Source organism: Oceanobacillus sp. CF4.6, assembly GCF_051262635.1.
Classification (GTDB): domain Bacteria; phylum Bacillota; class Bacilli; order Bacillales; family Amphibacillaceae; genus Oceanobacillus.
In genome coordinates, this window is record NZ_JBIMEX010000003.1 from 38,337 (window position 1) to 60,050 (window position 21,714).

General features: G+C 38.5%; 18 protein-coding genes and 2 pseudogenes. 8 read left to right on the forward strand and 12 right to left on the reverse strand.

The genetic code is table 11. The features are described from left to right. Nucleotides 1-109: 109 nt before the first annotated feature. Complete coding sequence (locus ACHABU_RS07135) at nucleotides 110-1,051, reverse strand: DMT family transporter (protein WP_435763782.1); 942 nt, start codon at nucleotides 1,049-1,051, stop codon at nucleotides 110-112. Between the two features lie 504 nt (nucleotides 1,052-1,555). Between ACHABU_RS07135 and ACHABU_RS07140 the strand changes: the two genes are divergently transcribed. After that, the gene (locus ACHABU_RS07140) at nucleotides 1,556-1,948 is read left to right on the forward strand and encodes a hypothetical protein (protein ID WP_435763784.1); all 393 of its coding nucleotides are present in this window, start codon (nucleotides 1,556-1,558) and stop codon (nucleotides 1,946-1,948) included. A gap of 81 nt (nucleotides 1,949-2,029) precedes the next feature. On the opposite strand, the gene nagB is transcribed toward ACHABU_RS07140, so the two are convergent. The 4 genes from nagB to ACHABU_RS07160 form a co-directional block, all read right to left on the reverse strand. Next, a complete protein-coding gene (nagB, locus tag ACHABU_RS07145; RefSeq protein ID WP_435763786.1) occupies nucleotides 2,030-2,755 on the reverse strand; it encodes a glucosamine-6-phosphate deaminase in 726 nt (241 codons plus the stop codon). 207 nt (nucleotides 2,756-2,962) lie between these two features. Further along, entirely contained in the window at nucleotides 2,963-4,135 is a 1,173-nt protein-coding gene (nagA, locus tag ACHABU_RS07150) for an N-acetylglucosamine-6-phosphate deacetylase (RefSeq protein ID WP_435763788.1), read from the reverse strand. Between the two features lie 131 nt (nucleotides 4,136-4,266). Continuing rightward, complete coding sequence (locus ACHABU_RS07155; protein WP_435763790.1) at nucleotides 4,267-4,944, reverse strand: N-acetylmannosamine-6-phosphate 2-epimerase; 678 nt, start codon at nucleotides 4,942-4,944, stop codon at nucleotides 4,267-4,269. A gap of 12 nt (nucleotides 4,945-4,956) precedes the next feature. Further along, nucleotides 4,957-6,525: a maltose/glucose-specific PTS transporter subunit IIC gene (locus tag ACHABU_RS07160; protein WP_435763792.1), complete on the reverse strand. Its 1,569-nt coding sequence runs from the start codon at nucleotides 6,523-6,525 to the stop codon at nucleotides 4,957-4,959. A gap of 160 nt (nucleotides 6,526-6,685) precedes the next feature. Here ACHABU_RS07160 and ACHABU_RS07165 point away from each other — a divergent pair, with 160 nt between their 5' ends. After that, entirely contained in the window at nucleotides 6,686-7,486 is an 801-nt protein-coding gene (locus ACHABU_RS07165; protein ID WP_435763794.1) for a MurR/RpiR family transcriptional regulator, read from the forward strand. Nucleotides 7,487-7,640: 154 nt separating this feature from the next. On the opposite strand, the pseudogene ACHABU_RS07170 reads toward ACHABU_RS07165, so the two are convergent. The 6 genes and pseudogenes from ACHABU_RS07170 to ACHABU_RS07195 all read right to left on the reverse strand — a co-directional run. After that, nucleotides 7,641-8,099 (reverse strand): annotated as a pseudogene (locus tag ACHABU_RS07170) (PTS sugar transporter subunit IIA); the annotation flags it as partial. Between the two features lie 369 nt (nucleotides 8,100-8,468). Further along, nucleotides 8,469-8,755, reverse strand: a pseudogene (locus ACHABU_RS07175) (UDP-N-acetylglucosamine 2-epimerase); the annotation flags it as partial. A 212-nt stretch (nucleotides 8,756-8,967) separates the two neighbouring features. After that, entirely contained in the window at nucleotides 8,968-10,083 is a 1,116-nt protein-coding gene (gene wecB, locus ACHABU_RS07180; protein WP_435763796.1) for a non-hydrolyzing UDP-N-acetylglucosamine 2-epimerase, read from the reverse strand. A 172-nt stretch (nucleotides 10,084-10,255) separates the two neighbouring features. Next, nucleotides 10,256-10,393, reverse strand: a complete 138-nt coding sequence (locus ACHABU_RS07185) for a YvrJ family protein (RefSeq protein ID WP_435763798.1) — start codon at nucleotides 10,391-10,393, stop codon at nucleotides 10,256-10,258. 337 nt (nucleotides 10,394-10,730) lie between these two features. Continuing rightward, the gene (locus ACHABU_RS07190; RefSeq protein ID WP_435763800.1) at nucleotides 10,731-10,946 is read right to left on the reverse strand and encodes a DUF2922 domain-containing protein; all 216 of its coding nucleotides are present in this window, start codon (nucleotides 10,944-10,946) and stop codon (nucleotides 10,731-10,733) included. A gap of 38 nt (nucleotides 10,947-10,984) precedes the next feature. Then, complete coding sequence (locus ACHABU_RS07195; RefSeq protein ID WP_435763802.1) at nucleotides 10,985-11,209, reverse strand: DUF1659 domain-containing protein; 225 nt, start codon at nucleotides 11,207-11,209, stop codon at nucleotides 10,985-10,987. 286 nt (nucleotides 11,210-11,495) lie between these two features. On the opposite strand from ACHABU_RS07195, the gene ACHABU_RS07200 reads away from it, so the two are divergent. The 6 genes from ACHABU_RS07200 (at nucleotide 11,496) to ACHABU_RS07225 (ending at nucleotide 19,263) form a co-directional block, all read left to right on the forward strand. Further along, complete coding sequence (locus ACHABU_RS07200) at nucleotides 11,496-12,494, forward strand: LCP family protein (RefSeq protein WP_435763804.1); 999 nt, start codon at nucleotides 11,496-11,498, stop codon at nucleotides 12,492-12,494. Nucleotides 12,495-12,597: 103 nt separating this feature from the next. Next, on the forward strand, nucleotides 12,598-12,987 hold the full coding sequence (tagD, locus tag ACHABU_RS07205; RefSeq protein ID WP_435764189.1) for a glycerol-3-phosphate cytidylyltransferase: 390 nt from the start codon (nucleotides 12,598-12,600) through the stop codon (nucleotides 12,985-12,987). 167 nt (nucleotides 12,988-13,154) lie between these two features. Next, nucleotides 13,155-14,186 (forward strand): LCP family protein, encoded by a 1,032-nt coding sequence (locus tag ACHABU_RS07210; RefSeq protein ID WP_435763806.1) that lies wholly within the window; start codon nucleotides 13,155-13,157, stop codon nucleotides 14,184-14,186. A gap of 151 nt (nucleotides 14,187-14,337) precedes the next feature. After that, nucleotides 14,338-16,713: an accessory Sec system translocase SecA2 gene (gene secA2, locus ACHABU_RS07215; protein WP_435763808.1), complete on the forward strand. Its 2,376-nt coding sequence runs from the start codon at nucleotides 14,338-14,340 to the stop codon at nucleotides 16,711-16,713. Nucleotides 16,714-16,731: 18 nt separating this feature from the next. Next, a complete protein-coding gene (locus ACHABU_RS07220) occupies nucleotides 16,732-17,613 on the forward strand; it encodes an accessory Sec system S-layer assembly protein (RefSeq protein ID WP_435763810.1) in 882 nt (293 codons plus the stop codon). 186 nt (nucleotides 17,614-17,799) lie between these two features. Continuing rightward, nucleotides 17,800-19,263, forward strand: coding sequence for an S-layer homology domain-containing protein (locus ACHABU_RS07225; RefSeq protein ID WP_435763812.1), 1,464 nt, complete (start codon nucleotides 17,800-17,802; stop codon nucleotides 19,261-19,263). Nucleotides 19,264-19,322: 59 nt separating this feature from the next. On the opposite strand, the gene ACHABU_RS07230 is transcribed toward ACHABU_RS07225, so the two are convergent. Next, nucleotides 19,323-21,545, reverse strand: coding sequence for a 5'-nucleotidase C-terminal domain-containing protein (locus ACHABU_RS07230; RefSeq protein WP_435763814.1), 2,223 nt, complete (start codon nucleotides 21,543-21,545; stop codon nucleotides 19,323-19,325). Between the last annotated feature and the right edge of the window lie 169 nt (nucleotides 21,546-21,714).

A 21,714-nucleotide genomic window follows, 5' to 3' on the forward strand; every position in this document is an offset into this window, starting at 1 on the left:
GTCTTTCGCTAAATTTCGCACAACACTGCTATGTATAAATCATCTTCCCCGCCCCGATACAAGGAAGCAAGAGAACCGTCCCCAAGCTTCCAACACAAAAAGTTAATAATTAATTCCTTGAGGAAGCAGAAGAACCATCCCCATGCTTCGAGTTAATCGCTACAATTCCGACTGCTACGAGTGCGATCGATCCGATGATAAATAAATTCATTTCTTCCCCTGGGATAAACAACGCAGATAAAACTGTTCCGGCAACAGGTACGACAAATTTATACATGCTGATTTCGCCAGCTTTGTTGTATTTGAGCAGCGAATACCAGAGTGCAAAAGCGACCGCGGAAAGGATTGCGGAATAGATGAATAGCCCCGTACCAAGCGGATTGAAGATAATCGCATTCTCCTCCAACTGCGGAAGACCGATGACGAGCAAGATTGCAGCACCAATCGTTAGCTGCCAACCTGTTAACGCAAATGGATGGATTCCCATGGCAAGTTCCTTCGCCATAATCGTCCCCATCGCTCCTGTCAGTGCAGCCAATATCATATAACCTTCACCCGTTAGTTGGAAGCTCAATTCAAACGACTGCCCCCAGTTCGCTACGATAATTCCTGTAAACCCAGCAACTAGGCCAATCGTTTTATTCCAATTCATCTTGTCATTTTTATAAAAATAATGCGCGATAAGAACGGTGAAAAAAGTACCGCTGGACGACAGGATTGCACCTTGCATTCCAGATACTTTTGCCAGTCCATTGTAAAAGAAAAAATATTGCAGTGACGTTTGCACAATACCAAGGATTACTAAGACAAGAATCTGCCGACGCGTCACCTTCAAATGCCGCGGACTCGTAAGCAACAACCCAACCAGCACAATTAAGCCGGCGAGAAGGAAACGCAATCCCGCAAAGACAACCTTCGCAATCGTGTCATCCGGTGCCATTTGCAGTTCTTCATAGCTTATTTTCAGAACCGGAAATGCGCTCCCCCATAACAAGGAACAGAAAATCGCAATACCAATAACGGACCATTTATTTTCAAATACTTGATTCATAATGTCATCTCCTAAGTTATACAACCAATAGTATATCCTATTTGATGGTGTGGTGTTTAGCAAATGAAGTGACTTGGTGGGGTTGACATGGGTGGGTGCTGAGACAACGATGAAGTTGCGCGATAAACATTCATTCTCGTGCGATAACTACTCTTTCTTGCGCGATCCTATATCAAAGTCGCGCGATAACTACTCTTTCTTGCGCGATCCGATACCAAAGTCGCGCGATAACTACTCTTTCTTGTGCGATCCCATACCAAAGTCACGCGATAACTACTCTTTCTTGCGCGTTCCCATACCAAAGTCGCGCGATAACTACTCTTTCTTGTGCAATACCATACCAAAGTTGCGCGATAACTACTCTTTCTTGCCCAATAACACTCTCACACCAAGTCATTATAAGGAAAACCCTTTTAATGTAGACAACCCCTATCAATAATATTGTAATAATCCCTCTCCCACTAAAATAAACTTTAAAAACAAGCTTTATGTGGAGGGATATGTATGAGTGTAGAAAATCTACTGATATCAGAGGAAATGTTAGCGAGATATTATGACCTTAATAAGATGAAGAAAGAAATAGAAGCTGAAATGAATCAGTTGAAATCCAGTTTCCATGCTTGCATGGATCAATATGCGGGTGCCAATCAAAAGGGAGAAATCACAGAAGGTAGATATAAATTACTTAGGCAGATCAGGAAATCAGAGAAGTTTAGCGATAAGGAAACGGTAGCCCGATTGGAAAAACTACAGATGGACGACTTAATTAAAGTCGTTGAAAAGCCGGATGATGGTAAAATCAATGCAGCAATTGAACTGGGGTTATTGGCAGAAGCGGATTTAGAAGATTGCAGAATAACGAGTTACTCTCCGGCGATTGCTGTGAAGAAGCTATAACAAAAGGGCGATGAGTAAATACTCATCGCCCTTTTTAATTTTATTCAATAACATTCGGGAATGACAGTAATCGCCCGAATTTTACTTACCCTTTAATGCCGCTTCATCCGCAATAACAGTAACCCGCTTATGTTCTTGTAAAATAGAAGCAGGAAACGCCTCAGATACTTCACCATTCAGTAATCGATCGAGAGCCTCCCGCTTATTTGCACCAGAAACAAGTAATAAAATTTCTTTACTCTCCATAATCGTTTCAATCCCCATCGTTATTGCTTTTTCAGGGACGTCATCAAGTGAATCAAAAAAACGCGCATTGGCCTGACGTGTTGATTCATCTAAATCAACGATATGTGTTCTGCTGGAGAAAGGTGTTCCAGGCTCATTAAATCCAATATGTCCGTTAAGTCCAAGTCCAAGAACCTGAATATCAACTTGTTCTGCATCCTTCATTTTCTTTTCGTAATCCTCACATTCCTTTTCCAAATTCCCAGCAACACCATTTGGCACGTGAACATGTTCCGTTGCGATATCAATATGTTTGAATAACTTTTCATCCATAAAATGGTGGTAACTATTATGATCGTTATTTTCCAATCCTACATATTCATCTAAATTAAATGTGGAAACATCCTTAAAGGATACTTCCTGCGCGTTATATTTTTCAATCAAACGTTTGTACAAACCTTCTGGAGTCGATCCTGTAGCCAATCCGAGCACAGGATTTTGCACTTGCTTGATCTTATTTATAATATAAACGCACGCTTGTGAACTCATTTCATCATAATCTTTTACCTTCATTATTTCCATATGCCTTTACCTCCTTGAATATCGTTCGACAAAATTCGGGGAGTGACAGGCACCCAAGCAGCTCTTTTTTCTTAATCAAACGTTTGATTAAGATGGAGTGTGTTGTGGGTTGCATCGGATTGGGTGTGTTTGATCAAACGTTTGATCAATTAGCCCTATTCCAGCGTAGTGCCTGTCACTTGTCAATTTTTGATTAGTTACTATCTATTATTCTGCTTCGTATGCAATTTCTCCACGGCAGATGGTGTATTTTATGTTTAATTGATCATCAACTAGTAAAATATCTGCGTCTTTCCCTACTTCGATACTACCTTTTCTATCATAAACACCAATCTGTTTGGCTGGATTTACCGAGGCCATTTCAATGATATTCTCGATCGAAACGCCATCTAGCTTGAGCAACTGCTGTGCTCCTTCATTCATTTTTAGGATGCTTCCTGCTAGTGTTCCGTCTTCTAAGACAGCACGGTCTTCCGTTACAATTACTGGCTGTCCGCCTAGTTCGTAATCTCCTGCTGGTAACCCTTTTGCACGCATGGAATCGGTGATCAGAATTAATCGTTCACTTCCCATGTTGTTAAAAATCAATTGAAGCATTTCCGGTGCGATATGAATTCCATCGGCAATGACTTCCCCGCGAAGTTCTTCTAATTGGAATGCTGCTCCAACGACACCAATATCCCGATGGTGGATGCCTGACATGGCATTGCAGAGATGTGTGACCTGTTGAACGCCATACCCAACTGCCCGTTTCATTCCAGCAAAGTCTGTCGCGGTATGTCCTGCAGAAACATTAACCCCTGCTCCCACTAAATCCTTGATAAAGGAACCGTCTCTATCATGCTCCGGTGCCATGGTGATCGTTTTTATTTTGCCGCCTGAAAGCTCCTGCCATTTCCTAAAATGACCAAGGTCTGGTTCCATGATGTATTTCTTCGGCTGGGCACCGGCTTTTGATTTTTCAACGAATGGTCCTTCGAGATGTATACCGATCAGCTCGGTCTGACCTGGTTTGCTTCGGTATCCTGCGATATTTTCCAATGCAGCAGCAATGTTCTCTGGAGATTGTGTTATCGTCGTCGCCAGGAAGCTCGTTGTTCCTTCACTAGGCAAGGCGGCAGTCATCGTATCCAGCGCTTCTTCGGTAGCGTCCATCGTATCTGCTCCGTTTGCACCGTGGATATGGCCGTCAATGAAACCAGGGATCAAGTTGGAATTTGCCCCATCGATCACTTGCACATCATCAGGCAGTTGAAACGAATCATCATCTTCAACGAAAGCTTTAATTTTTCGATTTTCTATATAAATCCCGCCATTTGGGATCACTTTATCTTCTAAAAATAGCTTTGCATTTTTTATGTAAAGTGATGCGTTCTGCATGTATGCGCTCCTTTCTGCGTATCCAATGACACACGCTTTACTAATAGCATACCTTAAACGACAGAAAATGCCATCCATAATAAAGAATGACCCAATTAAATCTTGAGTCATCCTTTGCTAAAATGTTTTGTTTATACTAAATCCTTAATTTCATTCATAAATTTACCCGTAATATCTTTTGGTCTTGTGATTGCTCCACCAACAACAGCAGAATAGACACCAATCTCAAATACGCGTTTCAGCATCTCAGGCGTTGCAACATTACCTTCTGCTATGACTGGCTTTTCAATCGCGTTCATTACTTCTTTTAGGAAAGCAAAATCATTATCATACATCTTCTTACCCTTTGTATCATGGGTGTAACCATGTAATGTGGTGCCGATATAATCAAAGTTCAATTTTCCGGCAATGACTGCTTCCTCAACGGTTGCAATGTCTGCCATTAGTTCCACATTCGGGGCTTTTTCACGGACATAGCTGACGAGCTCTTCCAATGATTTTTCCGGTCTTGAACTTGTCGTAGCGTCCATAGCGATTACTTCACATCCGCTTTCGATTAATTCATCTATCTCTTTGGAAGTTGCAGTAATGTAAACATCAGAACCGGTGTAATCGCGTTTCACGATCCCGATAACCGGAAGATCTACTTCTTTTTTGATTTCAATAATATCTTCTTTTGAATTTGCTCTGATTCCTTTTGCACCGCCTTGATAAGCGGCTAAGGCCATTTTGCTCATAATATACGAAGAATGAAGCGGTTCATCCTCAAGGGCCTGACAGGAAACGATTAAGTTTTTTGGTAAATGCACAGTTTTCAACTCCTAATTATCTTCTAACACTTCTTCAATCTCATTTTTAATGACGGAAACCTGTGGGCCATACACGACCTGAACACCGTCTCCTCTAAGAATAACACCTTTGCTTCCAGTTTCCTTCAATGCATCCTGATTCACCTTTTCACCGTCTTTGACAGTGACACGTAATCGAGTGGCACAGTTGTCTACATCGACAAGATTGCCTTCTCCACCAAGCGCCTCAATGATTGCATATGGACGTCCTGCTTTATCCATGTTTACTGTTACAGCGCCGGCATCATCATCTGCATTCGCATCAACAACTTTTTCATCCTCACGACCCGGAGTTTTGAAATTGAACTTCTTGATCAAGAATGTGAATGTAAAGAAATACAGGAAGAACCAGATAATACCGATTGGAATCACATAAAGCCAATTTGTCATATCCTGCCCCTGCAATACACCGAACAGGATAAAGTCAATAAAACCACCGGAGAATGTCTGACCGATTGTAATTTGGAAAATATGTGCGAGCATAAATGCAAGTCCATCAAACACCGCATGTACAAAATACAGCAATGGAGCTACGAATAAGAATGAAAACTCCAACGGCTCTGTAATACCGGTTAAGAAAGAAGTAAGTGCTGCGGATAGCATTAATCCACCAATAACCTTCTTATTCTTCGGTTTAGCAGTACGGTAAATCGCGTAAGCTGCACCAAGTAAACCGAACATCATGGTAATAAAGCGTCCGGACATAAAACGTGCAGTACCTTCATAGAATTCCTCTGTCGCTGGATCTCCAAGCTGAGCAAAGAATATATTCTGTGTTCCTTGGACTAATTGACCACCAATCTCAAGTGCGCCACCGAGTCCAGTTTGCCAGAACGGTAAATAGAAAATATGATGCAAACCAAATGGCCCAAGCATACGTAAGATAAATCCATAGAAAAAGGTTCCAATATAGCCGGTTGCATTGACAATATCACCGATACTGAAAATAAAATTTTGGAAGATCGGCCATATATAATACATCACTACTCCCAAAAGAATAGCAGAAAACGATGTTACAATTGGAACAAAACGTGAACCACCAAAGAATCCCAGAAACTGTGGTAATTCAATTTTATTAAAACGATTATGCAATAACCCAGCCATAATCCCGACGACGATCCCACCAAACACGCCTGATTCAAGCGTTTGAATACCGAGGGCGAAACCTTGACCTACTGCAGATAAATTTTCAGCAGCTAAATGATCGGTTATGACTAAAACAGCATTGATCGTTGCATTCATTACTAAATAGCCAATTAAAGCAGCCAGACCAGCAGTACCTTTGTCGGACCTAGCCAAACCAATGGCAACCCCAACAGCAAAAATGACTGGTAAGTTCGCAAATACAATATTACCGGCTGAACTCATGACCATAAAAATAGCCTGCAGCCAAGCAAAATCCAACATCGGATAAGCTGCAACTGTATTCGGATTGGATAGTGCTCCACCTATTCCAAGTAAGAGACCAGCTGCAGGTAAGATCGCAATTGGTAACATAAACGATTTACCAAACTGCTGCGCTTTACTGAAAAACTTTTTCATATTTTACCTCCTAAGTGAAAATAATTTCATTTAAATACTATCAAACGTTTACATAACCGTCAATACTATATTTCAGATTTTCTAAGTGTTATGATTAGGACAATAACAGAAGCACGGGGACGGTTCTTTTGCTTCCTAGTCAGAAAGGAAAATAGATCTGATGATGAATTTTGAAAATCGAATTCAAAAATATAATTCCGTTTTAACCGAAAACGATCGAAAAATTATTCGATATATAGCTGCGAATAAAGATGCAATTATCAGCAAAACCATTACAGACTTATCCGAAGAAATTCATGTTTCTCCTGCCAGTATTACTAGGTTCTGCAAAAAAATCGATTTTGATTCATTTCAGCAAATGAAATACTCCCTGAAAAAGGATCTTTCACAAACTAAAAAAACGGATAACACGTTTGAGATTATTTATAATTATTATCAATCCATCATCAAATCAACCGAGCAATTTATTACGGAAGAGCAAACGGCCAGGATTGTTCATCTAATTATCCATGCGAATAATGTTTTGTTTTGTGGAATTGGGAATTCCGGACTGATTGCAAATGAATTTAATAGCCGGATTCAAAGAATGGGTATAGTTTCACAGGCGACGACAGATGCTCATGGTATGCTCATGAAAAGCGCTTTATTGGAGGAAAAAGATTTAATCATCTGTTTTTCCAATTCAGGTCAAACGAAGTCTGTCGTCGATTCAGCAAAATTGGCAAAAGAAAATAATGCAACAACCATTGCAATTACCAATTATGAGGATACCTTGTTAACGAAACTTGCGGATGAAGTAGTATTAATTTCAAGCTATAAATATATTGACGATGAAAAATTTATTAACACACAGATCCCAGGATTGTTTTTGTTGGATTTGCTAACGTATAAGTTGTTGAATAACGAGGAATTAATGGAGAACCGTAAGAAGACATTGCGGGCAATTAGTGAGTTTGGATAGAAAAAAGCAACGATGTGGGTATCGTTGCTTTTTTGTAAGGAGGTCGCTCAACTTCAAGTAATTATCGCTCAAGTATATTAAGATCACTCCGCCCTCTAGGTAGGTCTCCCACATCCAAATACATCGCTAAACAAATTGAAAATTTAAATTCATTTTATTTAATTAATACTATATTTCCGTCGCCTTTCACCACGGCTCCCTGTTTTTCAATCGTAACAGCTTCGCCCTCTTTCAAATTAGTAAAAACAACCGGCGTAACTGTTGATGTCGCATTTTTCTCAACAAAATCAAAATCAACTTTCATTAGTGGCTGACCGGCTTTCACTTGATCATCCTGCTTTACTAACGATTCAAAGCCTTCCCCTTTTAATTCAACGGTGTCAATTCCAATGTGTATTAAAATCTCACGTCCATCATTTGATTCTAAACCAATGGCATGCTTGGTCGGGAACAGATTAACCACTTTCCCATCAATTGGCGATACAACAGTCCCGTCCTTAGGAACAATTGCAAAGCCATCTCCCATCATTTTCCCTGAAAATACTTCATCCGGAACTTCTGTAATCGGGATTAGGTCACCGGTTAGTGGGGATATAAATTTTTCACCTTTATCTTCTTTTTTGCCAAATAGATTTTTAAACATATTAATTCCTCCAATTCTGTCAATTTCTTCGTTGTAGTAGTCTAAAAATATAGCTCGAATGGTATTATTAACTATACTCTAGGTCATGAGGTGCCTGTCACTCACCGATTTTTGTTGAATGACAGTTATTATTTCCCTTTCTTGATTGATTATCTACTCTGCTCCATCTTTTTCTCCTATTTTTTGTCGATATTTCCCGGGAAATGAGAAATATTTTCGATACTTGTCTCACTTTGTTATAACTTCACTTCACGCATAAAACTCACCCAAAAATAATAAAGTATACAAAAGCCGCTACCTTTAATCACAAGCATTAAAGATAGCGGCTTTTACTTCTATTTATTTTTCAAAATGACTTACAATTGCATCTGCAATTCTGCGGGATGCTTCTCCATCCCCATAAGGATTTGAGCTTTAGCCATTTTGTCATGAGCTTCTTTAACAGATAGTAATTCATTCGCTAAGTTAAAGATTGTATCCTCATCTGTTCCAGCTAATTTCAATGTGCCTGCATCAATGCCTTCTGGACGTTCGGTTGTATCTCGTAGAACCAATACTGGTACTCCGAGAGAAGGTGCTTCTTCTTGAACACCGCCAGAATCAGTAAGAATTAAATAGGCTTTTGAGAAGCACGGGGACGGTTCTTTTGCTTCGGAAGCAAGAGAACCGTCCCCGTGCTTCCTCCCCTTTATTTTTTGTCGATATTTCCTATTTTCGATACTTGTCTAACATTGTTATAACTTCGCTTCACGCATAAAACTCACCCAAAAATAATAAAGTATACAAAAAGCCGCTACCCTTAATCACAAGCATTAAAGATAACGGCTTTTACTTCTATTTATTTTTCAAAATAACTTACAATTGCATCTGCAATTCTGCGGGATGCTTCTCCATCGCCATAAGGATTTGAAGCTTTAGCCATTTTGTCATGGGCTTCTTTATCGGATAATAATTCATTCGCTAAGTTAAAGATTGTATCCTCATCTGTTCCAGCTAATTTCAATGTGCCTGCATCAATGCCTTCTGGACGTTCGGTTGTATCTCGCAGAACCAATACTGGTACTCCGAGAGAAGGTGCTTCTTCTTGAACACCGCCAGAATCAGTAAGAATTAAATAGGCTTTTGATGCAAAGTTATGGAAATCTACGACACCAAGTGGCTCAATTAATTGAATGCGATCATCATTACCTAAAATCTTATTCGCTGTATCTTGAACTACTGGATTTAAATGTACAGGATAAATTACTTGAATGTCATCATGTGTTTCGACAAGCCGCTTAATCGCACGGAACATTTGCTCCATGTTGTTTCCAAGATTCTCTCTGCGATGTGCTGTCATTAATACAAGTCGTTTATCGCCGATGTCATCAAGAATCTTGCTTGAATAAGTCTCATCAACCGTTGTTTTCAACGCATCAATAGCTGTGTTACCAGTAACAACAATATTTTCAGCTGGTTTATTTTCATTTAGCAGATTTTGCTTTGATTTTTCCGTTGGTGAAAAATGCAAATCAGCCATAACGCCGGTAAGCTGACGATTCATCTCTTCTGGATATGGCGAATATTTATTCCATGTACGAAGGCCAGCTTCGACATGTCCAACAGCAATCTGATTATAAAATGCAGCGAGTGAAGCTGCAAACGTTGTTGATGTATCACCGTGCACGAGAACGATATCCGGCTTGGTTTCTTTCATAACTTCATCAAGACCCTCTAAGGCGCGCGTCGTAATTTGTGCAAGTGATTGTTGCTTCTTCATAATGTTCAAGTCGAAATCCGGTGTTATCTTGAAAATCTCAAGAACCTGATCCAACATTTCTCGGTGTTGAGCCGTAACAGTTACGATAGGCTCAAACTCCTCGGAACGTTTTTTTAATTCAAGCACAAGTGGAGCCATTTTGATTGCTTCTGGTCTTGTTCCAAAAATTGTCATTACTCTTATGCGTTTCGTCATTTTGTTATGTCACTCCATTAATTTATATATATATATTCTACCACTCATTGAGACAACACAGGTACTAATGTATTCATAAGAAGATACAATTTCTAATCCTGATGTGATATTCTTCTTAGATTAACTGGAATCCCATATACAGTAACACTTAGTTACGTATCTTTCAATTAAATTATTTACTCATCTTCTCAGGTAACGCATGAATCGATTCAATCAATTGGTTTAGTTTCCCCTCAATACGATGCAACAAGTAAAATGTCACCGCAATAGGGAATCCAACCTCCGTGATGAATGGTATCCAGGATTCCATGACTTCGCCTCCTAGTTTGATTTTTTGAGGATGGAGGGGGCAGGATAAGCGATTAAAAATTTGATGTTTGCTGTTTGCGCTTGATAATTTATATGAGCGATCGAGACATGGTGCTGAACGATCCAAAGCATGCTTTGGATCGTTCACTTACGGCTTTGGATAGTTATTCCTTTCAATTGCTCACTTACACCCTCCTATTACTTATCCCTTTTTCGATTACTAAGATGTGGTGCCCCTACCATCCAATCTCTTCACCTTACCAAAAACAGACCAGAGGCATCGCCACTGGTCATGTTCTGTAATAACGGAGCTCCATCGCGAAGCCCCGCTACCTAAATTAACCTAAATCAATATCTTCCACAATACGTTCGACTAGGCGCGCACTCTTTTTCGCAACGAGGTCGCCGCCAGTGGATGTGAAGGCATTCTGTGCAATGATCGCATCCATTGCTGCATGGACGGAAGCTATATTGACAGGTTCCACCGGCTTGTCCAGGGAATACGTTACAATTTTCCCATCTTGATTCGTGAACTTCATTTCGAGTTTCTTCATTAATTATTGCTCCTTTCTCATTTTATAATTTCAAATGGCTACGCTTCTCTAATATCTGAGGTGTCCTTACGATTAATTTCGTATAATGGACGCTCCTGGAGTTCTGCTACAGCTGTTGCGATTGCATATAATTGATCTGCTGTTGCAGCTGGTTTTACATTGTTAAAGCTTTTGTACTTGATGATTGGCAAACCGGATTCAGAATCAATTCCATCGGTAAGCACTAACTGCAATGTGGATTGTGTCATATCTGCTACTGCCATGTGTCTCACCTCCCTTTCATAACTACAATCGAAATGGAGGGTGGATTAGGGGGTGCGGCTTCAGAAATTTTTCCGGAAATTCTTTGCCCCTTTATTGAAGTATCTATCGATTGTAGTTATAAGAAGCTTGTACAAACGGGTAACGTTCCTTTCCTTTATATAGAGTCCTGTCGTTGCAGAAGGAGCGTGATTAGGAAGCAAAAGAACCGTCCCCGTGCTTCCGACTATCCATGGGGGCTGTTTGCGGGTAAAATGGTATTAGATTTAGTAGTAAGGGGTTCGTTCTATGTTTACTAGAAGAAAAAAGATATTATTTTCTATTTTAATTATATTTCTAATTTTATTAGGTTCCTTAATTGGGTATGTATTTCATTTGTATAACCAAACCGCTTCCGTTTTCTCTGATTCTCATGAAGATGTGGGGAGAACGAATGAAACTTCTCCATTTCGTGAAGGGGATATCGATCCGGTTAAAGATAATACTTCTATTCTTTTTATTGGGGTAGATGATAGTGAGCATAGGGATAGTGAAGATAGCCGTTCGGATGCTTTACTTCTTGCAACATTTAATAAAGATGATAGCTCGGTAAAACTATTGAGTATTCCTCGCGATTCTTACGTTTATATACCCGAAGTTAATTATTCTACTAAGATAAATCATGCACATGCATATGGCGGCGCCCGAGCAACAATCGAAACGGTTGAGGATTTTTTACGGGTCCCAGTAGATTATTATGTTCGTATGAATTTTAATGCGTTTACTGAAGTGGTCGATGCTTTAGACGGAATAGAGTATGATGTGCCATATGAAATGGAAGAAATGGATTCACGTGATAAACAGGACGCGATTCTTCTTCAACCTGGATTACAACGTATCAATGGTGAAGAAGCATTAGCCCTGGCACGAACCCGAAAGTATGACAGTGATGTCGAAAGGGGAAGAAGGCAGCAGGAGATTCTTAAAGAAGTAGCTAATAAGGCAACCTCCGCTTCTTCCCTCTTTAAACTGGAAGATGTAATGAAAGCTGTAGGATCCAATATGACTACGAATTTAACATTGCCTGAGATTAGAGGGTTCTTATCCTATGGCTTAGATAAGAATGTCCTAATAGATAATATAAATCTGGCAGGCAGCGGTGGGTATATGGAAAATGGTGGCTGGTATTATCAAGTAGAGGAAGCGAGTAGAGCCCAAATTCAGGGGGAGCTCAGGAACCACTTAGAACTAGAGCCATTGGATGGATCAACGCATGATACAGAAGATGCTGATAGGCATGCATACTAACATAGAGGAATACAATAAATAGCCTTCTTTTTATTAAACTACTAAAAGTTATGCTCATATATGATAATATTGAACTATTCAACTATTACTGGAGGAGAATTCCATTAAAACGATAATAACTTATGGCACTTTTGATTTAATTCATGCAGGTCATATTCATTTACTGCGTCGCGCAAAGGAAATGGGAGACTATTTAATCGTTGGTATTTCTACAGATGAATTTAATAAACTTAAAAATAAAGAAGCATATCATTCATTCGATGACCGTAAATTAATTTTAGAGTCCATTTGTTACGTTGATCAGGTTATTCCCGAATACTCCTGGGAGCAAAAAATCGATGATGTGAAAAAATATCATGCAGATGTTTTTGTTATGGGAGATGACTGGAAGGGAAAATTTGATTTTTTAGAAGAATATTGTGAGGTTGTTTATCTGCAGCGAACAGAAGGCATCTCAACGACTAGGATTAAGCATAATTTAAAAAATAAATAGGACTGCGTATATTCCTTTTTTTATAAAGCATTTTCTAAAACTTGAATTTGTAATAAAATTATAATTTACGTAAGACACTTTTCATAGTAAAATGAAATATGTACTTTTTTTGAAATCTAGAAATTTGTCAGTCATTGCAACAGCCCCATTTAAAGGAGAAACTATAAATGAGTAATAATAAAACGTCGCAAACTCGAATCGTTAAAAGACGAAAGAGAAAATTGCGTAAACGAGTATATTATGTTTTAGTACCTGTGATCATTCTTTTTCTTACTGTCCTTACTTATGGAGCTTACTTATATACCAAAGCAGATACAGTTCTTTCTAACTCCTATGAAGATGATGGCAAGGACAAGTCAGAACTGCGAGAGGAAGCAGTGGATCCAACAGAGGATAATGTGTCCATCTTAATTATGGGCGTCGATGCAAGTGATTTGCGAAATAACGAGGGAGATTCTCGTACCGATACGCTTATGGTTGCAACACTCAATGTAAAAGATAAAAGTGTGAAGCTTCTGAGCATACCGCGTGATTCCTATGTATACATTCCTGAAGTGGGATATGAAACAAAAATTAATCATGCTCATGCGTATGGCGGTACCGAAGCAACGGTAGAAACGGTTGAGAATTTACTGGATATTCCGATTGATTACTATGTAAAACTTAATTTTGAAGCATTTATTGATGTCGTTGATGCTGTTGATGGTATCGAAGTTGATGTTCCATATGAATTATCAGAACAGAATTCGGAAGACGTAGCTGGATCCATTCATCTTCTTCCTGGAGTGCAGGAATTGAATGGAGAAGAAGCACTTGCTTTAGCACGGACAAGGAAACTCGATAATGATATCGAGCGTGGTAAAAGGCAACAGGAAATTATTAAAGCAGTTGTTAATAAGGCAGTCTCTGTCGGTTCCGTATTAAAATATGATAATATCATTGAAGCTGTTGGAAGTAATATGACAACCAATATGACATTTGGCGAAATGAAGGGGTTTATTAATTACGGTACAGCAGGGACAAATCTTGATATTGAAACGCTGACACTAAAAGGATATGATTCCCAGCCTGGTGGTGCATATTACTGGATGTTGGATGAGGTAGCGCTGGGTGAGACGAAGACCGTGTTGCAGAGTCATTTGGAGATATATGGTTCCAAGACCGCTGGTGGTCTAAATTCTACTGCCACCATTAAATAAGATTTCTTTCAAGAATAAACATAGCAGCTGTTGAATCCGAATGGGTCAGCAGCTGCTTTTTTGTCTATTCCACCTTTTTCTTGGTAGTGTTTCACTTTATCTTTCATGCTATAATGGACTGTGATTACGTGATACTAAGGAGTTTTAGGCAATGGGGATTTTTAAAAATAATAAGCAAATTGGGTACGAACTAAAGAATTATCGTACACTAGTTGATCAAATAAATAAGAGAGAACAACATTATACTAGCTTGAAAGACCAACAGTTAAAGAGTAAGACGAACGAGTTCAAAGAACGTATTCAGCAGGGTGAAGATATAAAGGACCTTGCTGTTGATGCATTTGCAACAGTCCGTGAAGCTTCCAAGCGTGTTTTAGGATTGCGTCATTATGATGTGCAATTAATGGGTGGATTAGTGCTACTTTATGGCAACATTGCACAGATGGCTACAGGTGAAGGGAAAACTCTAGTTGCCTCTTTACCAAGTTATTTAGTTGCATTAGAAGGAAAAGGCGTACATATCATTACCGTTAATGATTACCTGTCAAGACGTGATAAAGAGTTGATTGGTCAGATACATGAATTCCTCGGACTTACAGTAGGACTGAATGTTACTGGTATAAGCAATAGTGAAAAGCAGCAGGCCTATCAATGTGATATTACATATGGGGTAGGGACGGAATTTGGATTTGATTTTCTTCGGGATAATACGGTTCAATCCATTCAACAGAAGGTACAACGCCCCTATCATTTTGCGATTGTGGATGAAGTAGATAGTGTGCTGATTGATGAAGCGAGAACGCCATTAATTATTGCCGGAAAAGGAAAACCAAGTGATAGACTTTACAAGGTATGTTCCAATGTTGTGAAAAGCCTTAAAATAGACGATGATTTCACGTATGATGTCGAATTAAAAGTAGTGAATTTCACGGAAGCTGGATTAAATAAATGTGAAAAGGTATTTGGTGTCGAAAACTTATTCGACCTTGAACATAGTTCCCTCTTCCATGCATTATTACAAGCACTACGGGCAAGGGTACTCTATGAGCGTGATATTGACTATATTGTGGAAGACGGCGAAATCAAGTTAGTCGATATGAATACCGGGAGAATTATGGAAGGACGCTCTCTAAGTGATGGATTGCACCAGGCGATTGAGTCAAAAGAAGGATTGAAAAATACAGACGAAAACAAAACCCATGCGTCCATCACGATTCAGAATTATTACTGCATGTACCCGACACTTTCAGGCATGACCGGTACAGCAAAAACGAATGAAACAGAACTAAACAAAGTTTATGGAATGGATGTTATTCAGATTCCAACGAATAAACAGAAACAACGCATCGATTACCCGGATATGGTCTTTTTAACGAAAGAACAGAAATATATTGCTTTAATCAAAGAGGTAAAGCAACGACATCAGAATGGTCAACCAGTCCTGATTGGTACAACCTCTATTCTTCAATCCGAAGACGTTGCCAAAGCAATGGATAAAGAGCATCTAGAATACCAGCTATTAAATGCCAAGAGTGTACAACAAGAAGCAAACTTGATATCCCTTGCCGGTCAAAAGGGACAGATAACGATTGCTACCAACATGGCAGGACGTGGGACAGATATCATGCTTGGGGATGAAGTAGTTGAATTGGGCGGGCTCCATGTAATTGGTACAGAACGTAATGAAAGCAGACGAATTGATGATCAATTAAAAGGACGTTCGGCAAGGCAAGGTGATCCAGGTTCCACCCAATTTATTATTTCTCTTGAAGACTATCTATTTGTTCGCTATGCATCAGATGAACTGGAACGCGCGAAGCCTAAGTTTAAATCAAATAAAGATGGATTGATCCAGTCAGCAAATATTTATAAATTTATTGATACGGCACAGAAAATCAGTGAAGGTGTTCATTATCAATTCCGCGATTATAATTTGAACCTTGAAAATGTTGCAAATGAGCAGCGTGGGGTGATTTATAAACTTCGTGATAGCTTTCTCGAGACAGAAAACCCACTCGAGTTTATCGCAACACAAACGGAATCACTTCCACGTGAAATTATGGGTACTCTCATTGATAAACAAGACGCCCCTCAAGATTGGGACTTAATGAAATTGGAAAAAGAGTTAGACCAACTATTACTTGTGGACGTATCCTTTGCTAGTCATGAATTCAACGATATCCATAAACTACAAGAATTTGTAGAGTCATTGATTCAGGAACATACAGAGCAAATGAAGCTTTTTGCACAAAATGAAAGCATGCAGGCATCCGCTAAAGGTACTGGCCTGATCATTATTGATAATTTATGGAAACGTCATTTGGATTCCATCAACCAGTTGAAAGAAGGAATCGGCATCCGACAGTATCAGCAGGAAAACCCGATTCAAATATTCGAACGAGAAGGTTACAAGCTTTTCGAAGCAACGTATCAGGAAATCGAATATGAATTAAGTACACGCATCAAAGGAATGATTAAAGCAATTCTTGACAAGGAAAAGATAGAGTTGGAAGAAACCCACTCATAAATTAGAAAGGAAGATACGATGTTTCGATTTTTAAAGCAAAAAAAAGAAGAAAATAAACATTCCGTTAATGCAGGGGAATTCCTCAATTCAGAAGAAAATGAACCACCGGATGAAATGATTAAAACGGAGCTTTCTATCTTACCAAATTGGAAAATACGAAATGAAGACAGATATGTTTATGCTTTTCATAATAATGAAAGTCCGAAACTAAAAGTAAATCAGATTTCCATTTATGGAATGGAATTGAAAAAGCTGAAAAATAATAATCTTATTGTCACGGCTCTGATTAAAAATACAGTAAAAAAGAGTATTCATTTCAATAACACGACAATTCTTTTATTAGATGGAAACAAAAATATTATCGCTAAAAAGGAATTTAATTTAAAAGAACTTGGAGCTATTCCGCCAAATGGAGCACGTCCATGGAAGTTTACCTTCAATAAAGATGATCTAATTGCTAAAGGCACTGAAATAGACACATCCAGCTGGTCATTAGCATTCGAAATCAAAAAGAAACATCGTCTTGAGTTAGAAGAATCATGGGAAAAATCGATAGCTGAAAATACAAAAGCAAGTTTAGAAGAAATTGTCGCAAATGCAGCACCTTTAAAATCTGGAGAAGTAAATTTTATGGGTGTCCAGGCGAAGCAAAATGAAAAGAGCGAGCTTGCTGTAACGATTCTAATCCGCAATGGTTCCCATAAGAATGTTACACTTAAACAGCTTCCACTTGGATTAAAAGATGCATCTGGTGAAGAAGTAACTAAAGGTGGGTTTGAATTAAAAGACTTTACAGTGAAAGCAAACACTAGTAAACCTTGGACATTTATTTTCCCTGAAAGCATGATTACAAAGGAAGAAATCGATCTATCAAAGTGGCAGGTTTATCCAATAAAGTAAAACTAGTAAGTAGTGACACATGTGGTGTTGCTATTTTTTTGTTTGTATTCACTAGGAAATCTCCCAGGTCTCCCTCACTTCAGTGACATATATTTATTTTTTCACCCTATTTTGAATAACTATTTCTCTATGTTACTATTAAACTATTCTAAAAGCCATATTAATAGAAAGGAAGTAAGAACTTAAATGAAAAATTTTAATAAACTAGCTTTATTGCTATTATTCTTTTGCTCAAGTGTAGCAGTTTATCCCATTACAACAAGTGCTACTGACGATATTTCGTCAACATGTGAATATAAAGGCGAGCCCGGTGTGAACCCTGAGATAGAAACTATGAATTGTTTATTAACCGAAGGTGCCAGGACTTATAATGTCCCGCCAGAGATTATAAAAGCAATCGCACAGGTAGAAAGTGGTGGATGGAAACATTTTGATAAAATTGGAGAACCAATTATTTCCGACGATAATGGAATTGGAATTATGCAAATCACCAATCAATCACAATATGATGAAGAAAGACTTAAATATGATGTTGTATATAATATTCAAGCAGGAGTTGAAATTATCGATAGCATGTTTAAGAGAAATGATTTACCTACCATTAACAATGGAGAACGGGATATCATTGAAAATTGGTATTTTGCTGTAATGGCATATAATGGAATAAAACCAGAAAACAGTCCAATTGTGCAGGAAACAGGAGAACGAAACAGTGACGCATATCAAGAAAGAGTTTTCCAAAATATTAATGAATTAGGTTTAATTGAGTTGGAGGAACTTCCTTTCTCTAGTAATGATTTCGAATATGACCCAGATAGCAATGAAAATATTGAATTTCTGATGATGGACTATCAATTTTCTTTACCACTGACGAAAACAAAACATCATTTTTCAGATGGGCAAGCTGTTCGAACAACTGCTGAGGTAAGAATGAGAGAGCTACCTAATACAAATAGTGATGATACAAAATTACCAAAGGGAGAAAGCTTAACAATTGAAGGGCATTTTCAATATGATAACCACAATCATTTTGTGTGGTATCCAATAAAAACCAATGATGGGTCAACAGGCTATATTGCTTCTAGTTATCTCGGATATCGATTTACAGATTTACCTGCTGGTCATTATGCTGAAGATGAAATCTATTACTTAGTGGATAGCGGGGTATTACAAGGAATTGGAAATGGTCAATTCGGTCTGGATGTACCCTTGTCTAGATGGCAAGTTGCCCTAATGGTTACTAGAGCTAAAAACCTTTCACTGGAAAATCGTCCTGATCTAGCATTTACCGATGTTCCAAGGGATCATAAATATTATGATGTCATTGCAGCGGTAGTTGACGAAGGTTATTTTGAAGGTACCTCTAATACCACATTTGATCCAAATGAAATATTTACAAGACGCGAAATGGCTACAGCCTTGGACAGAATCTATCAATTCCCTAAAGCTTCAACCAATCACCCATTTGAAGATATTTATGCAGATAACAACTCTGATTGGTACAATGATGCTGTCTCTAATTTATATGAAGCAGGTATTACAAATGGAACAGGAACTGGAGAATTCTTCGAGCCTTTTAAAGAAGTGAGTAGGGACCAATTTTCCACTTTTCTCGCACGTTCTATGAATGCAGATTTTAGATTAAGATAAATAAAAAGGAATTAGTGTATTATACTAATTCCTTTTTATTTTTGAAAAATAATAATGCTTTATTGTCCTATATCCACAATTCTTCCTTCAATTTCTGTAGGAATACCATCAGACCCAATTATTACTAACTGTTCCTGCAAGTTTTCCCAGTCAGAAAGTCCTAAATCTGTTACACGGTTGTCGGCATATGCTTCTGCAAATACATCATATCCGTCTCCACCTTTAGCGGTAAATGCATTTGTTGCGATTGTGTAAGTTTCTCCATCTTGTACTTCTGTGAACGTACCATCTTCATTTTCATAGGCAATAGAAACAACACGTTCTCCAGCTGGTTTGGAAGAATCAAATTCAACCTTCGCACCAGCAACATGTAAGAATCCACCGCTTTCTTCCGGGAATGATTTGAAGCTTATTTCAAACGCTTCTTTTAATTCAGATCCAGTTAAATCCATCGTTGCTAGTGTATTGCCAAATGGAAGTACAGTGATTACTTCTCCAGCTGTGATTGGTCCTGCATCAATTGAAGCACGAATTCCACCACCATTTTGGAATGCCATGACAACATCTCCATTATATTCTTTCGCTTTTACCAGCATACCATCTGTTATGATATTACCCAGGATTGTTTCATTTTTACGAACACTTTCACCAGTGGTATTGCCATCATCACCAGTACGTGGGTTTTCCAATGCGAATTCAGTAGTAACACCGATTTCTGTTAACGATGTTTCCCCAACCTTTTCTTTGTATGGTTCTAATAATTCTACTGCTTCAGCATCCGGCTCCTGATCACCAATTGAAATTAGTTGACCTGCTTGTCCAACAACTACACCATTTTCATCAAATTCAACATCAACAACACCTAAATTAGCATTGTTAGCACCTGTTTGCACGATAATGGTAGGATCCTTTGCTGTTCCAGTTTTATCTACATCTACAATAAACGGTTCAGCTAATTCGGTATGGCTATGTCCACCAACGATAACATCAATACCTTCAACTTCTGCAGCCAATGTTAAATCATTGTCGATTGCTGCATTATCGTCGAAACCAATATGTGTTAAAGCAACGATTTTGTCGACGCCCATTCCTTCAAATGCAGCAACTGCTTTTTCAGCTTCTGTTTTGTACTCTTCAAAGGTAACAGCTCCAGGACTTGCAATGTCAGCAGTTTCCGCAGTTGTCAGTCCAAAGATACCAACTTTTTCTCCATTAACTTCTTTAACAATTCCATTATAGATTTTGCCATTTTCTGGTTCACTGGAGATTAGATTACTGAATAGTCCAGTGAATTTATCATCTTTCGAAAAATCGACGTTTGCACTAACAAATGGAAAGTGCGCACCCTCAACAAAATCTTTCAATGCTTGAAGGCCTTCTTCACTGGAACCCAAATCAAATTCATGGTTACCGAATGTCATAGCATCGTAGTCCATTAGATTCATAAATTGTAAATCTGCCTGTCCTTGGAATTCATTGAAATACAATGTTCCTGACATAACATCCCCTGCACTAAGCAATAGCGAGTCCGGTTTTTCCTCTCTAACTTCATTCACAGCTGTAACTGTTTGCGGCATGCTTTCCAAGTTTGCATGTGTGTCGTTTGTATGCATAACAGTAAGTTCGAAGGTTGGTTTAGGTAGCTTATCCCCAAATTTATAATCCGAATTGGCTAATAATAAAGCAAAGTCAATACGTCGCATTTCATCGTTCGGGCTAAATGTCGTCCCGCTTGTCCCTTTAATTAAGCCGTTTGCATAAAGCGTTTCAATATAGGGAGAATACCATTTATCTTTCTCCACATCGGTAAACGGAAGTTCAGTTCTTTTAATTTCCATATCATATGCTTCAACGACCATTTTTGCAAATTCCGAGCGAATCATTTCTTTATTCGGACCAAACGTTCCATCTACATACCCATTAATAACCCCTTGATCATAAAGTGCGTTCACATAATCGGTATACCATCTATCGGATTCTACGTCAGAAAAATTTGTTGATGGAACATTTGTGTCTAGGTTTCGATTCAAAGCAATCATTTTAGCTGCTTCTGAGCGAATAACCGATTGTTCAGGCTTAAATGTCTCATCTACATACCCATTTACTACACCTGCTGCAACTAAATCCTTGACCGCTTGATAGGCCTCATGATCAGATGGTACATCCGGAAATGAACCTATTTCCTCCGCTGCTACAGTCATAGAAGGAACTAGAGCTGATGCTGTCATTACCATTCCTAAAGCTGTAACAGAAGTTCTTTTGCCTTTTTTGCTAATCGTCATAAAATCTACTCCTCCTTGGAATTTATACTCTTAGAAACTACTAATTTTTAAATAGGCAGTTTCTGTAAAAAACATATAGTTATGAACTGAAGTCTATACTTTTTATAAGTCGTCCTTTCCCTCACATTCAAATCATATCAAATGAAAGTAAATTAATAGTGTATTTAAT